This is a genomic window from Mangrovibacterium sp. (assembly GCF_041596335.1).
GTDB lineage: Bacteria > Bacteroidota > Bacteroidia > Bacteroidales > Prolixibacteraceae > Mangrovibacterium.
In genome coordinates this window covers 34,989-50,231 of the sequence record NZ_JBFHIT010000016.1, presented here as the reverse complement: position 1 = coordinate 50,231, position 15,243 = coordinate 34,989, and the positions used below count along the sequence as shown (strand labels likewise).

Sequence of the window (15,243 nt, the reverse complement as noted above, 5' to 3'; positions counted from 1 at the left end):
CCAATCGGAAATTATTTGTTTTAATCCTGAAAATAATATTACATGACAAACACAGAGCATACTGGTGCGCTCATTCAGAGTGATGCCGTTACTTTAGGAATTATCATTATGCTATTGGCTGGAATCTTTTACACCAGCAATTCGTCGAACCCGATTTTCACGAAGTTCTTCAAGGTAGTTCCGATGCTGCTGCTTTGTTATTTTCTCCCCAGTTTGCTCACAACTTTTGGAATTGTTGATGGCGAAAATTCGAATTTGTATTACGTGGCATCGCGCTACTTGCTTCCGGCGAGTTTAGTTTTACTTACGCTTAGTATTAATTTGAAGGAGGTTTTCAAACTTGGAAACAAAGCGCTTATCATGTTTATTACAGGTACTGCAGGTGTCGTTGCCGGTGGACCGTTGGCTATCTTAATCGCTTCTGCAATCAACCCTGAATTAATTGGAGGCGCAGGGCCTGACGCTGTTTGGCGCGGTATGACCACCATTGCCGGTAGTTGGATTGGCGGTGGAGCAAACCAGGCTGCGATGTACGAAATTTTTCAGCCATCCGACCATTTGTATTCAGTGATGATTACGGTTGATGTGCTGGTGGCTGAGGTTTGGATGGCTTTCCTGTTAATTGGAGTCGGAAAATCTCATCGAATTGATCGTTTCTTAAAAGCTGATGCCAGCAGTGTGGAACGTTTGCAAACAAAAATGCATGATTTTAGTCAGCGGATTGCCCGAATACCAAGTACAACCGATTTAATGGTTATTTTGGCGATTGGGCTTGGGGTTACCGGATTGGCGCACTGGTTTGCCGATACAATTGTACCAATCATTGAAGTGCATGCACCTTTTTTGGATAAGTTTAGCCTCACTTCTCGGTTCTTTTGGTTGATTATTTTGGCTACGACAGTGGGAATTGGCCTGTCGTTTACAAAGCTTCGAAACTACGAAGGAGCCGGAGCTTCAAAGGTGGGGACGTTGTTTATTTATGTTTTGGTAGCCACAATTGGGATGAAGATGGATATTACAAAGATCTTCGACAACATCGGCCTTTTTGCGGTAGGTGGTATTTGGATGGCTATTCACGTTGGTTTAATGATTTTGGTTGCCAAATTGATTAAAGCACCGTTTTTCTTTCTGGCAGTTGGTAGTAAAGCGAACATTGGCGGCGCTGCAAGTGCGCCTGTCGTTGCTGCAGCTTTTCATCCATCGTTAGCCCCCGTAGGGGTTTTGTTGGCTGTTTTAGGTTATGCGTTGGGAACCTACGGTGCTTATATCTGTGGATTGTTGATGCAGTTGGTTTCTAAGTAATTTAAAATAAAAACGACATTGAAATTTGGTATTAGCTGGTTTGGGGCAGTTCAATAAAAAATGTTGTGCCATCGGCTTGTGTGCTGTTAAACCAGACTTTCCCTTTTAGGTATTTTTCACCTAGTAGTTTCATGCTGTAAGTACCAATTCCTCTGCCAGCTCCTTTGGTTGAGAATGAACGTTTAAATAGCTCAAGCTGAGTTTGCTCCTCAATATAGTTTTGGTTGTGAACCGCGAAAACAACCGATTTGTCATTTTTGAATACGGAAAGTTTAACGGTGGCGTTTGGCAACGACGCTTCAAGAGCGTTTTTAGTCATGTTACCTAAAACTCTTTTCAATAGTGTGGCATCAGTCTCAAGATTGAAATTTTCTGAATTCGGGTTTATTGAAATCTGTTTTTCATTGGATATTTCATGCTTGGAGAGCAAGCCTGCGACCTGTTGGAGGATTGATATTGACTCATGTTTGTCGATATGTAGCTCTAAATTTCCACTTTCTGCAGCCGACAATTGGCGTTGTGCTTTAATTTCATTAATCAAATGGTCTGCTGAACCGTGAATTAATTGCGCGATTTCGGAAATTTCCTCTGGATCATCAATCGCATTCAACACAGCCGAAAGGCCTGAAATTCCGCCTGCGCTGTTTAGTACGTCGTGAAAGAAGATCCGTTCCAGTATTTGTCTCCTTTTTTCGCCGCTGATATCTGTAATCACAAAAATTGAAAACTCTTGCCCGTTTAATGAATAAGGGGTTGAGGATACCTTCAAGTCGAGCGACTCACCGTTTTGCAGCGAGATTCGGCATTCATTAACAGACTGAATTCCGTTAAACGAATCCAGAATTGCATTGACAGCACCGCATTTGCTGCAGAACATGGTTGTTCCGCAGCCGCCTTCTGTTTGCGACGAATGAATGCATTGAACAGCTTCACCCACTCGTTTACCAAGGTAGTGGTCGCTATCGGTGATCGAAAGTAATTCGCGGAATACCTTATTGGCATAGATGATCTGGCGCTCTTTGTTGATAACAACCAATATTTGCGATACCGAATTGGTAATGTTTACAAACGATTCGTTGTTGAAAAAGAGCTGGTTTTGAGCTGAAAGGATGGCGCTATCCGCTCTTTCGGCGGGCGCATATTGTGTCTGGAGTTTTTTGCTATTCATTCTTTTGGGATAAAGCTACAAGGTTATAAAAAACGGACAATATTTCAATCATCATTTTAAGCTGGTGTATTCGTTTGATGTCGTTGTATACTTCGCATGACCGAGGCTCTGCTTTTTTCACTTGACAGTCGGCGTGCTTTGTCGGAAATGTTTGCCGGGTAAAAAAGCGATTGACATTCGCCTCAATTAACCAAATGACTGTTTCGAAGGAGGCAATAATAGAACCATGGGTGGTCTGTTGATATTGCAGATTTATTTCGAGTAGAATGATCATATGTGTGAAAACTGCAGTCTGTCAATCGAGTAACCGTTGACTTTTTTGATTTTTTATTGACTGCTAATTGAGAAATATCAACTTGATAAAATATCAAAAAAAGGATCAGAATAGTTTGTAAGTTAAATTTATATTAATAATTTCGTGATCAATGCTTGTTTAAGTGCAAAAATAAATATCAAGTAATCGGACTTCAGGTAGGGGTTAGGTAGTAGGAAATGTTAACTAAAAAGTTAAGGTTATGAAGTTGTTAGATTTTTTTGAGTCGCGGAATGAAAAAGGAAAATTGAATGAAGACATTATTCAATTAGTTAGTTGTCCAGCCAATGGCAATGTGTGTAGTCAAAATTTAGTAGAAATCAATCGTTTGTTATCAACAGCTCAGCAAAGTCGGTTCGGAAAGGAATATGGTCGCTCGATTTATAAGATGAAAGAGGCTCTGGAAATTGCTGACAGCATTGGGGCAGAACGTTGTGCTAATTGCGCCAGTTTGTTTCGGAAAACCATCTTGGGTTCAATGAATCAAGTGAAGGATGAGTTGGAAGTTATGTCGACTGGTTTTTTTAAGAAGCGCCATCGGGAATCGTTTGAGCAGGTAAGTTTGATTGTTGATCAGCTTAAGTAGCTTGTGATTTAGAATTCCCAAAGCTGGCCACAAATTATGGTCAATATTAACGAATGTTCATACTGGGATGTTGGTTAATTAATTGTCTGTCTTACAGTGCTATTCGTTTTTTCGATGTTGTAAATCGAAAAAAAATGGGCTTAAGCGGGGATAAAGGCAGCCATTTGTGTCTACTTTTGCACCTTCAGCTCTAAATAGACATTTATGAACAAGGTTTTCCATCCCAAGCTAGTGAGTGTTCTAAAACAAGGATATTCCAAAGATCAGTTTTCCAAAGATTTGTTTGCCGGCATCATTGTCGGCATTGTTGCATTGCCTCTGGCCATTGCGTTTGCCGTGGCTTCGGGTGTTTCACCCGAAAAGGGTTTAATAACAGCGATTGTAGCCGGTTTAATTGTTTCCATACTAGGTGGAAGTCGGGTTCAAATTGGCGGTCCGACGGGGGCATTTATCGTCATTGTTTTCGGTATTCTCCAAACATATGGTTTAGATGGCTTGTTGATCTCGACCATATTAGCCGGAGTCATTCTCATCATTTTTGGCTTGTTAAAACTTGGGGCTTTGCTCAAGTTCATTCCTCACCCCTTGGTTGTCGGCTTTACCAGCGGTATCGCGTTGGTGATTTTTACCACACAAATAAAGGACGCACTAGGACTTCAATTGGACACGTTGCCATCGGAATTTATTCCGAAATGGGGCACTTATTTAGCAAATCTCAGTCAGGTTAATTTTACTGCATTGGCGATTACGGTTGTTACCATCCTGATCACTGTTTATTTTAGGAAAATCAGTAATAAGATTCCCGGATCATTTGTCGCAATAATAGCGGTAACTGCTGCAGTACAAATTTTTCATTTGCCGGTTTCGAATATTGAAACCGTTTTCGGAGATATTCCACAAACAATCAGTCTAACTTTCCCGTCGGTTGATTTTAGTCAATTACACCTGTACTTTGCACCGGCATTGACGATTGCGTTGCTGGGGGGGATTGAAAGTTTATTGTCGGCAGTAGTTTCTGATGGGATGATTGGTGGAAATCACCGTTCGAATACGGAACTAATCGCGCAGGGAGTTGCGAATGTGGTAACTCCTTTCTTCGGCGGAATTCCGGCCACTGGGGCGATTGCCCGTACAGCCACCAATGTGAAAAATGGAGGACGTACTCCGGTTGCCGGTGTCGTACATGCTTTGACTTTACTATTCATAATGTTGTTTTTCGGGCAATGGGCTAAACTGATCCCAATGTCATGTCTCGCCGGTATTTTGATTGTGGTTTCCTACAACATGAGTGAATGGCGTTCGTTCGTATCTATCCTTAAGGGATCGCCTTTTGATATTCTGATTTTACTTGTAACATTCTTATTGACAGTGCTTGTCGATTTAACCTTCGCGATTGAAATCGGAATTGTTTTGTCGGCCATGCTGTTTATGAAACGGATGGCAGATGCAGGAGCCCAGCCCGATTTTGAGATTGACTCAGATGTGCTCGAAAATTATGCTGATTTACCAAAAGGCTTAGGGATTTACGAGATAAGTGGACCATTTTTCTTTGCTTCGGCTAAGCAATACAGTTCAACCTTACACCAAATTGGTGTAAAATCAGAAGTTCTGATTATCCGAATGCGCCACGTACCTTTTATTGATTCGACGGGCATACATAACCTGAAAGATGCGATTAAACAGATCAGATTGAGTGGGACAGAAGTTATTCTGTCTGGCGTGCGCTCAAATGTATTGAAGGATCTGGAAAAGGGTGGGTTATTCAAGCTAATAAGCCGTGAAAAAGTTTTTTCAGCATTTGACCAAGCCTTAAAACAAGCAAAGAAAACTATGACTGATCAAAAAGCGATTTAGTCACGATAGATCTGTTTAACGATCTTCGCCTCGGTCATAAAAGATAAACCCTGCTGGTTGCTGGTTCCGGTCATGACAGCCTGAATCAGCAATTGTTCGCCATTTTTATCGGCCCCCCATTCAACCAAAAAGCTTGCTCCGGCGCCGCCTTTGTTTTCCTTGTGTTCAACAACAAACTCGATAGATTCCAGTGGTTTCAACAAGATTGTTGAGTCGATATATTGTCTTAATTGCTTGCCATACGAATCATTGTAGTTGGCACTGAATACAAAAACATTCTCGGTCAGTGAGGTATTTCTGATGCTTAATGTCGATGTTAATAGAAAACGGTTCGTGCCATCGATGTGGTAGATGTCGGAGTAGATTGGAACATAGTCTGTTTCAAGATAGCCCATCGAATCAGGCTGGATGTCAACAAACGAGTACTGATGACTCGGGTGATTAACTCGATTGAGGTTTTCGTCTTTTTGGCTTGGCTGGCAGGAACAAATCATCAACAGGATCAGCAATGGTTGTAAGTAGCTTTTCATCAACTTCAATTTAAAATATTGGACAAACCCAGGAGCCAATAAAATTACGCAATTGACTCGGATGAATTTTTTCCTAATTTAGCAAAGTATGCACATTTTACCTTAGTTGACACCCATAACTTACAACATGAACCGTTTTTTATTGATTTGTTGCTTGCTGTGTTTTGCGGTTGGAAATTTATTGGCTCAGATTCGCTATCAGGAACCAATTGCTGATTCAATTCTGATGGACACATTCACCTATGTTGAAAAAGATCAGACAAAACTTGAGATGGATCTCTATCAGCCCGCATTCGATGGACTGGATTTACGGCCCGTTCTGGTCTACGTTCATGGCGGAGGATTCTCTGGTGGACAGCGGGATGAACCGTTTATTCGTGATTTTTGCAAGCGAGTTGCATCGTATGGTTATGTAGCTGTATCAATTGATTATCGGTTGACCAGGAAGAACACGGAGACTGGTTTTGGATGCGACTGCCCGGCTGGGGAAAAGCTGGAGACATTCCGAGCTGCTGTTGAGGATCTTCAGGATGCCACTTATTTTTTGATTGAACGATGGGAACAGTTAGGAATTGATCCACACAAAATAATTTTAGCCGGAAGTAGTGCCGGTGCAGAAACAGTGTTAAATACCGCGTTTCAAGCTCCTTATTGTTATGGCTTAGATTCGGGCCCGGTTTCCTATGCCGGCGTAATTGGTATGGCAGGTGCTATTCCAGACACAACAGCCATATACCGCGACTCGGCTGTGCCGGCCATGTTTTTCCACGGAACGTGCGACAATCTTGTCCCTTATGGCTCGGCTCCACATCATTATTGCCCGGACGAAAAGCCTGGGTATCTAATGTTACATGGTTCATATGCCATGGCCGAAAGTTTACGAAAACTAGGCAAACCGTATTGGTTAAATACCATTTGTGGTGGGAATCATTCGTTGGCTAGCAGCCCAATGGCAGACTATTTCGACGAGATCGTAAAGTTTTGCTACGATTTTGTGCTAATGAATAAACATGTTCAAATGCACTCAATTATCGCAGGAGATCATGATTGTGATTATCCTGCATTCAATTATTGTGAATCAGAAAAGACGGAATACGATGAAGATTAAATTAGGATCGTTATTACTTATTTGTTTCCTCACATTTTCGTTAGTTCAGGCAACGGATTTGAAGGTGATGACCTGGAACATTCGTTTTAATAATCCGGATGATGGTGAGAATGCTTGGCCATTTCGAAAACAAAACGTAACGAATCTGATTTTTTCAAATGCCCCGGATGTGGTCGGTTTACAGGAAGCACTACTTGGACAGGTTAACGATTTGGCGGCCTATCTTACTGGGTATGATTGGGTTGGTGTAGGGCGAGACGATGGCATTAATCGCGGAGAGTATTGTCCGATTTTTTACAAATCACAAAAATATCAACTCAAAGAGCAGGGCTGGTTCTGGCTGTCGGAAACGCCGGACGGTCCAAGTATGGGGTGGGATGCGGCTTGTTACCGGATTTGTACCTATATAAAGCTGGAAGAATATGACGGGCGGAAAAACTTTTGGGTTTTCAATACTCATTTTGATCATTTGGGCGTTGAGGCCAAGAGGGAATCTGCCAGATTGGTGATGTCGAAAATTAAGGAATTGAATAATGATAAGTTGCCGGTCGTATTAACCGGTGATTTCAATTTGACTCCTGATGAGTCGGCAATTACCTATATCTCCCGCCGAATGCACGACAGCAAAGAGAAATCGGAAACCGAAGCCCGGGGGCCGGAGGGCACTTTTAATAGCTTCGATATAAATAGTCCGCTTGACCATCGGATCGACTACATCTTTGTGAATCGAAAAATAGCAGTTAAGAGCTATGTTGTTTTGACTGATTCGAACGATCAAAAATATCCTTCTGATCATTTACCAGTCGTTACGGAGCTTTATTTTAAATAGCTGGGTTAGAATTGATGGCCGATAAAGCTGGATATTTATGTATTATAGTTTTGATTGGTTTCATTGAAAAAAATAAATAAGCTGAACAAAGGACGCGGTAAAACTGTCTTTGGGAAGTTGAAACGAACCTGTTGCTCTGAACATGAACACTAAATAAAACTAGTTTTCAGCACATGGTAGTTCCATCAGACAATTAGAAAACAAATTGTTTACTGATGAAAACAAATTTTCTTATCGTAGGGCAGGGGTTGGCCGGAACTTTATTGACCCATGAGCTCCTGAAGTCGGGGAAGTCCGTTCAAGTGATTGATTCTTCAACGTTTCAAAAAGCATCGGTCGTTGCCGCGGGGCTGATCAATCCGGTTGTTTTTCGCAGGCTAACTAAAAGTTGGCTTGTTGACGAGCTATTTCCGCAACTGGAGGAAACCTATCGCGAACTGGAATTATTGCTGGGACGAGAGATTTTTCATCCCCTGAAAATTCGCAAGGTTTTTGGGTTGGGCGAAGCCGACTTTTGGAAAAAGAAAGCTGTCGCGAATGGGCTTTCGAGCTATTTAAATGCAGAGCCGGATTTCAGCCACTATGGGCAACTTCGGATGGAATATGGCAGTGGTTGGGTTGAAAAGGCCGGGCGAGTTGATTTGAAAAGCCTGTTGGATGGATTTCGGGAATACCTGATTGAAAACAATCGCCTTCGGACAATGGATTTTGAATATGACCGTTTGCTTGTTCATCAGGATCGAATAAGCTACGGTGAACAGGAAGCGGATCGGATTATTTTTTGTGAAGGTCATCGCGCGTCACAAAATCCCTACTTTCAGCAAATTCAATTTAAGCATACTAAAGGCGAAGTATTTGGTTTGGAAACAACTGACTATAATGCTGATTTCATTCTCAATAAATCCTTTTTTATGATGCCTACCGGAGGGCGACAGTTCAGAATGGGAGCAACTTATGACTGGAATAATTTGAATGAACAACCAACACCGGAAGCCCGGCGTGAATTGTGTGCGAAATTAGAACAGGTATTTACCGGCGATTACAAGATTTCGAGGCATCAGGCGGGAATCCGACCAACGACACACGATCGTCGACCGGTGATGGGCATGAGCGCGGAGCACCCACGGATCGGGATTTTTAATGGTCTAGGTTCAAAAGGCTGCATGCTTGGGCCCTATTTTGCCCGTCAGTTCGTTGCCCGGTTAAATAATCCGGCAAGTCCGATACACCCGGAAGTCGACTTGCGACGGTATTGATCAAAGGGTTTGTTAGTTTCGGCGATATAAGCATGGTGTGTTGTAAGTTGTTGTTGTAGATGGGTTGTGCTTGTGCTTGTGTCGGGTTTTATCGAATCAAACCGGAATGAAATAACTGGTGGGTTTTTAAATGAAAATTTCATTTATACCTTTGAGAGAGTGATTGAATCAATCTCGACCATAATTTTTATACAAGATTGAATTGTTTCAGTTGAAATGTTTCCGAAAGAAACGGGTCGAAACTGAATTTAACCGAAAAAAACTAGCTTACAACGACACTTATGAAGAAATTACTGTTTCTTTTTGCTTCTGGCTTCTTCATGTTCTCAACTGCCTTTGCTCAACTAGAGATTACGCGTTTATTCGTCGAAAATAAAATAAACCCGGTTGGAATTAGTGTTCTCTATCCACGGCTTTCCTGGACTTTAGCATCTTCAAAACGGAATGTTAGTCAGTCGGCCTTCGATATCCGGGTCAGCGAGAGTCTTGAGTCGCTTCAAAAAGGTGTCGATTTGGTTTTTAGCACCGGTAAAATACCTTCCGATCAATCAGTTTATGTCCAGTTTACCGGAAATACGTTGAAGCCCGGCCGCAAATATTACTGGCAGGTTCGTGTTTGGGATCAAAACGATAAGGTGTCGAAATGGAGTACTCCTAATTTTTGGATCATGGGATTGATGGGGCCTGAGAACTGGCAGGCCAAGTGGATTCAGCCCGGATTTCGAGAGTTGGATTCTCGTCCTTCACCATTGCTTCGACGCGAATTTGCGATCGAAAAACCAATTCGTTTGGCAGTGGCTTTTATCACAGCTCATGGCCTTTATGAAGCCGAAATAAATGGAAAGCGGGTGGGTGACCTTTACTTAACTCCCGGATGGACCAGTTACCATAAACGGTTGCAATATCAAACCTACGATGTGACCGATTTGCTTCGAAACGGCAAAAATGCCATCGGGGTGACTCTTGGTAACGGATGGTACAGAGGGCGTTTGGGCCCCAAGGATAAAGTCGATTTTTATGGAAACGATGTATCGCTCCTTTTTCAGATGCAAATTATTTATGCCGACGGATCAATCGACAATGTCGTTTCAGATGGTAGCTGGCGTTCTTCAACAGGGCCAATTCTGTCTTCCGAAATTTACGACGGCGAAACCTATGATGCCCGATTGGTTCGAAAGGGCTGGTCGGAGCCCGGGTTTGTCGATATTGATTGGTCGACTATAAAATTGGTGAATCATCCGGTGATCACAACAGTTGCTACAGAAAACGAGTCAGTTAAGAAGAACGAAAGTTTATCGCCCATAAAAATACTGACGACTCCTAAAGGTGAAAAAGTGATCGATTTTGGACAGAATCTGGTTGGTTGGGTTCAAATGAAAGTTAGCGGTAACGCTGGCGATAAAATCGTACTGCAACATGCTGAGGCTTTAGATAAATCAGGGAATTTTTATACCGATAATCTGCGGTCGGCAAAGCAAACCAATACGTTTATTTTGGAAGGCGGAGGCGAGGAGGTATTCGAGCCTCATTTCACCTATCAGGGGTTTCGTTTTGTTAAGGTTGAAGGCTATCCGGGAGAACTTAAGGCCGCTAATTTTAAGGCATTTGCGCTTTATTCAGCAATGCGGCCTACCGGCGAGTTTTCGTGTTCTGACGCTCTGGTTACCAAGCTGCAACAAAATATTCAATGGGGTCAGCGCGGCAATTTTTTGGATGTTCCCACAGATTGTCCTCAGCGTGATGAACGCTTAGGGTGGACTGGAGCTGCACAGGCCTTTGCATCAACCGCGGCTTTTAATTTCAATGTTCACAGTTTTTATGCCAAGTGGCTCAAAGATGTCGCGGTCGATCAGTCGGAAAGTGGTAGTGTGCCCAATGTGGTGCCCAATGTTTTGGGGGAAGAATGCAGCCCCGGTTGGGGCGATGTCGCCACAATTGCGCCCTGGACTATTTATCGGGCATATGGTGACAAACTGCTGCTCGAGAATCAATATCCTAGCATGAAAGCCTGGGTGGAATATATTCGGAAAACGGCACAGCAGAACCTTTGGCGACCAAAGCAATCGTTTGGCGATTGGTTGTTTTATCGTCCGGAGGATGATAACCGCGGACGGGCTGCAGTTACCGACAAAGACCTGATCGCCCAGTGTTTTTATGCTCATTCGACACAGATAATGGTTGATGCGGCCAAGATTTTGGACATGGATCGGGAGGCTCAGATTTACGATTCGTTGTTGGTTGAAATTAAACAAGCCTTTGTGAAGGAGTATGTTACAGCAAACGGGCGTCTGGTTTCAGGCACACAAACTGCTTATGTGCTGGCACTCGGGTTTGATATGTTGCCGGAGTCAATGAGGATGGAAGCCGTGAATCGCCTGGTTGCCAATATCCAGGAGTATGATACCCACCTGACCACCGGTTTTCTGGGAACTCCTTACCTGTGCCATGTGTTATCGCGATTTGGGCAAAGCGAAATTGCCTACAAGTTGCTACTGGAGAAATCGTATCCATCATGGCTGTATCCGGTAACAATGGGAGCCACTTCAATATGGGAACGCTGGGATGGCATTAAGCCAGATGGTTCTTTTCAAACCCCGAGTATGAATTCCTTCAACCATTATGCCCATGGCGCCATTGGTGATTGGATGTATACTGTGGCCGCCGGTATTCAGCTCGATCCGGCTGTTCCCGGTTATAAAAGCATTCAAATTAAACCCACTGTAACCAAGCAGTTAGCGAATGTGAAAGCACAGTTGGATACATATTACGGAGCAATTACATCGGGATGGGAATGGCTTGGGCAGCAGTTGATTCAAAATGTGAGTATCCCGGTTAATACAACTGCGACGATTTTTATCCCAGCCAATTCGGTTCAGCAGGTTCGTGAAAGTGGCAAGGCAATCTCGTCGTCAAAAGATATCGAAGTCTTACGAGCCGAAAATGGATTCGTTGTTGTGAAGGTCGGTTCGGGCAATTACCGTTTCTCGGTGAACTAAGGCAATCACATTTAATTGAAAAGAGGGATACGGAGTGCCGGGTTATCGTTTTTCACTCACGTTAATCATCCAGTGGATGCCAAATTGGTCGGTTAAACTTCCGAAATAGGCGCCCCAAAACATGTCCGATTGTGGCATTGTAATGGTGCCACCTTCAGCCAATGCGTTAAATAAACGGTCAGCCTCAGCCTTCGTGTCAGGTTCAAGGTTGATATGAATATTATTGCCTTGGATCGCTTCTATTCCGATAGAAGAGGGACTGTCGCATCCCATTAGTGTAAAACCACCGGTAATGGGGAGGGAAACGTGCATCACTAACATTTGGTCTTCGTCAGAAAACGGAGGCATATTTTCCGATGGAGGTACATCCGAAAAGCGGGAAATGGGATCGAGATATTCAGTTTTAAAAACCGATTTGTAAAATTCAAAAGCCTTCTCAGCCTGGCCGTTAAAATTAAGATACACACTTACTTTTGCCATCGTTTTCTTGTTTTATAGGTTACAAGGTTGTAACAAACACGACGCTGTAATTGTTGAGGATTACTCGGTTGTTGAACGACCGATTGGCTTGGCCTGTTGTGTTGTGCCTGCACAGTTCGAAAAAAACAAAGACGAACGTTTTTTGTAATGAAACTGCCGTTCTTGATACTGATAGCCTGATAAAATTGCCGAATGTATAATTTGGATCAATTTTAAGTTAGGGAATGCGATCTTAATTCCTCAAGCAGGTTGAAACAATCTTATTATCTTCGGTACAAAAAAAGGGGATTTACAAATTATAGAACTATGATGAATTTGAAGAAGTTTGGCATTTTGATGCTGAATATTGTTGTCTTAGGATCGGTTGCCTGGGCTCAGGAAGACTCGATAATGGTTGAAAAGGGATACCATTTTACCGATACGAAAGAATTGCCATACACGCCGGTGAAAAATCAGAACCGATCCGGAACCTGTTGGTCGTTCTCAACGATCGGCTTTTTAGAGGCTGAAATGTTGCGTACGGGTAAACCTAAGACTGATTTGTCGGAGATGTTTATTGTTTGGCATACTTATATGCAAAAGGCGATCAAATATGTGCGCTTGCACGGGCATTTGAATTTTGCCGCTGGCGGTGCGTTTCACGATGTAACTGAGATGGTAAAGCACTATGGTATTGTTCCTGAATCGGTATATGATGGATTGCATTACGGGGAAGAGAATCATGTGCACGCCGAGTTGGATAAAATGTTGAAGGAACAGGTAAATGCGGTCGTGGAAAACGGGAATAAAAAACTGAGCTCAGCATGGGTTGAAAGTCTTAAAGGGACGCTGAATGCCTACTTGGGCGAGCTGCCTAATCATTTTAAATATGAAGGGAAAAACTATACCCCGCAAAGCTTTGCCAGCGATTTTGTTGGGCTGAATATGGACGATTATGTGGAGTTGAGTTCCTTTACTCACCATCCGTTTTACGAGAGGTTTGTGATTGAAATTCCGGATAACTGGATGTGGGGCGAAGTTTATAATCTTCCTCTGGACGAGTTCATGGCGGTGATTGATAATTCGATCGAGAATGGATATACTGTCGCCTGGGGAGCCGATGTGAGTGAAAGAGGGTTCAGTTCGTCACGACAGGGAGTTGCCATTGTGCCGGATGTTGATATGGAAGAGATGTCGGATGCTGAAATTGCCAAATGGGAAAGCCTGACCGACAAAGAAAAGGACTTGGAGCTATACAGAATGGATAAGCCAGGGGTCGAAAAAGAAATTACGCAAGTGATGCGTCAGGTTGCTTTTGATGGTTACGAAACGACTGATGACCATGGAATGCTGCTTGTTGGAACTGCAAAAGATCAAAACGGAAATCTTTATTATAAAGTGAAAAACTCTTGGGGGAGCTACAATAAATTCGACGGTTTATTTTATGCTTCAAAACCCTACGTGGAGTATAAAACCATCAGTATCATGGTTCATAAAGATGCTATCCCGAAGGATATACGTACGAAATTGGGTTTATAGAACATTGAAAGCTATCCGAAAGGATGGCTTTTTTTTGAGCTCTAAAGCTTAAACGATAGAACTTTAGTTTTCGTAAACCTACAATTCAGATTGGCTGATTATCTTTGCCCAATATTAATTTTCAGGAATGAATAAATTATCCGTAATAATTACCACCTACAATAAGCCGGAATATTTGTCGAAAGTATTGCTGGGGTTCAGTATTCAAACGAATCGTAATTTTGAAATCGTAATTGCTGATGATGGTTCGAGGGATGACACGAGAGAACTGATCGATTGGTACCGTCAAAATACGGCTTTGGAAATTCAACATGTATGGCATGAAGATCGAGGTTTTCAAAAATGTGCGATCCTGAATAAAGCAATCGTCGCATCATCGACTGATTATTTGTTGTTTACCGATGATGATTGTGTGCCGCGTAACGATTTTGTCGATGTGCATTTGAAGAACGCCAGCCCCGGTTATTTTCTGAGTGGGGGCTATTTTAAGCTCAGCAAAACAGTGACCGACCAAGTTGTTGGGGAAGACATACTGAACCAAAATATTTTCAATATAAAATGGTTGGTAAATAATGGGCAACCGAAAACGTTCAAGCTCAGTAAGCTTAGTCGAAACTCGTTGTATGTAAGTATTCTAAATCGAATTACACCAACAAAAGCAACTTGGAATGGTCATAATGTGAGTGGTTTTAAAGAAGATATTATTCAGGTTAATGGGTATAATGAAGAGATGAATTACGGAGGGCTTGACCGAGAATTAGGGGAACGATTAATCAATAAGGGGATCAAAGGAAAGCAAATCCGCTACAAAGCTATTTGTGTGCATTTGGATCATCCACGCCCCTATAAAAAGACCGATCTGATGAAACAAAACCGAGCAATTCGCGATAATGTAAAGAAAAACTGCATCACGTTTACGCCCAACGGAATTGATAAGTACATCCAGTAACCCGGATTTTTTTCAACCTATTCATGCCTGACTATGACGTTAAAAGATTGGGCAGTTTTTTTATATCATGAATTTCGGTTAGGTTGATTCCCTAAAAACAATTCATTCTACCCATGGGAGAGGTGTAGCCGATAATCGTTTCAATGACCACCATCGAATACAGGCTCTCAATTGTCGTCATCTCGATGAGGAGCATTCTGTCATAAATCAGATTCCCCCGAAGAATATTCTTTGGGTGAAAGAAAAGCTCCGGGACAGATTGCCCAAAAGGTTGGAATTGGTCCCTCGAGAAAATGAATGTGCGCGAGGATGAAAGCCTGCTTCAATGGCTGGCTTTAGCAGAATCCTTTCAGC

12 protein-coding genes are annotated in these 15,243 nt (G+C 42.6%); 9 read left to right on the top strand and 3 right to left on the bottom strand.

The window, feature by feature from the left end:
- Window positions 1-42 precede the first annotated feature (42 nt).
- On the top strand, window positions 43-1,302 hold the full coding sequence (locus ABZD21_RS07845; RefSeq protein WP_372774157.1) for a DUF819 domain-containing protein: 1,260 nt from the start codon (window positions 43-45) through the stop codon (window positions 1,300-1,302).
- A 31-nt stretch (window positions 1,303-1,333) separates the two neighbouring features.
- Here the strand turns inward: ABZD21_RS07845 and ABZD21_RS07840 are convergent, their stop codons facing one another.
- The gene (locus ABZD21_RS07840) at window positions 1,334-2,470 is read right to left on the bottom strand and encodes a sensor histidine kinase (protein ID WP_372774155.1); all 1,137 of its coding nucleotides are present in this window, start codon (window positions 2,468-2,470) and stop codon (window positions 1,334-1,336) included.
- 515 nt (window positions 2,471-2,985) lie between these two features.
- Here ABZD21_RS07840 and ABZD21_RS07835 point away from each other — a divergent pair.
- A complete protein-coding gene (locus ABZD21_RS07835) occupies window positions 2,986-3,369 on the top strand; it encodes a hypothetical protein (protein WP_372774153.1) in 384 nt (127 codons plus the stop codon).
- A 204-nt stretch (window positions 3,370-3,573) separates the two neighbouring features.
- Entirely contained in the window at window positions 3,574-5,223 is a 1,650-nt protein-coding gene (locus ABZD21_RS07830) for a SulP family inorganic anion transporter (RefSeq protein ID WP_372774151.1), read from the top strand.
- Here the strand turns inward: ABZD21_RS07830 and ABZD21_RS07825 are convergent.
- Window positions 5,220-5,753 (bottom strand): DUF3124 domain-containing protein, encoded by a 534-nt coding sequence (locus tag ABZD21_RS07825; RefSeq protein ID WP_372774150.1) that lies wholly within the window; start codon window positions 5,751-5,753, stop codon window positions 5,220-5,222. The genes ABZD21_RS07830 and ABZD21_RS07825 overlap by 4 nt on opposite strands.
- Before the next feature lie 127 nt (window positions 5,754-5,880).
- Between ABZD21_RS07825 and ABZD21_RS07820 the strand changes: the two genes are divergently transcribed.
- The 4 genes from ABZD21_RS07820 to ABZD21_RS07805 all read left to right on the top strand — a co-directional run bounded on the left by ABZD21_RS07820 (window position 5,881) and on the right by ABZD21_RS07805 (window position 11,942).
- Window positions 5,881-6,861, top strand: coding sequence for an alpha/beta hydrolase (locus tag ABZD21_RS07820; protein WP_372774149.1), 981 nt, complete (start codon window positions 5,881-5,883; stop codon window positions 6,859-6,861).
- A complete protein-coding gene (locus ABZD21_RS07815) occupies window positions 6,851-7,690 on the top strand; it encodes an endonuclease/exonuclease/phosphatase family protein (RefSeq protein ID WP_372774147.1) in 840 nt (279 codons plus the stop codon). Before ABZD21_RS07820 ends, ABZD21_RS07815 begins: the two co-directional genes overlap by 11 nt.
- Before the next feature lie 215 nt (window positions 7,691-7,905).
- Window positions 7,906-8,946 carry an NAD(P)/FAD-dependent oxidoreductase gene (locus ABZD21_RS07810; RefSeq protein ID WP_372774145.1) on the top strand — a complete coding sequence of 347 codons (1,041 nt, stop codon included), beginning with the start codon at window positions 7,906-7,908 and terminating at the stop codon, window positions 8,944-8,946.
- Between the two features lie 281 nt (window positions 8,947-9,227).
- Window positions 9,228-11,942, top strand: coding sequence for a family 78 glycoside hydrolase catalytic domain (locus ABZD21_RS07805; protein ID WP_372774144.1), 2,715 nt, complete (start codon window positions 9,228-9,230; stop codon window positions 11,940-11,942).
- Window positions 11,943-11,984: 42 nt separating this feature from the next.
- Here ABZD21_RS07805 and ABZD21_RS07800 read toward each other — a convergent pair whose 3' ends face one another.
- Window positions 11,985-12,422 (bottom strand): VOC family protein, encoded by a 438-nt coding sequence (locus ABZD21_RS07800; protein ID WP_372774143.1) that lies wholly within the window; start codon window positions 12,420-12,422, stop codon window positions 11,985-11,987.
- 306 nt (window positions 12,423-12,728) lie between these two features.
- Here ABZD21_RS07800 and ABZD21_RS07795 point away from each other — a divergent pair, with 306 nt between their 5' ends.
- The gene (locus ABZD21_RS07795) at window positions 12,729-13,940 is read left to right on the top strand and encodes an aminopeptidase C (protein WP_372774141.1); all 1,212 of its coding nucleotides are present in this window, start codon (window positions 12,729-12,731) and stop codon (window positions 13,938-13,940) included.
- A gap of 127 nt (window positions 13,941-14,067) precedes the next feature.
- Window positions 14,068-14,889, top strand: coding sequence for a glycosyltransferase family 2 protein (locus ABZD21_RS07790; RefSeq protein ID WP_372774140.1), 822 nt, complete (start codon window positions 14,068-14,070; stop codon window positions 14,887-14,889).
- Window positions 14,890-15,243: the final 354 nt, after the last annotated feature.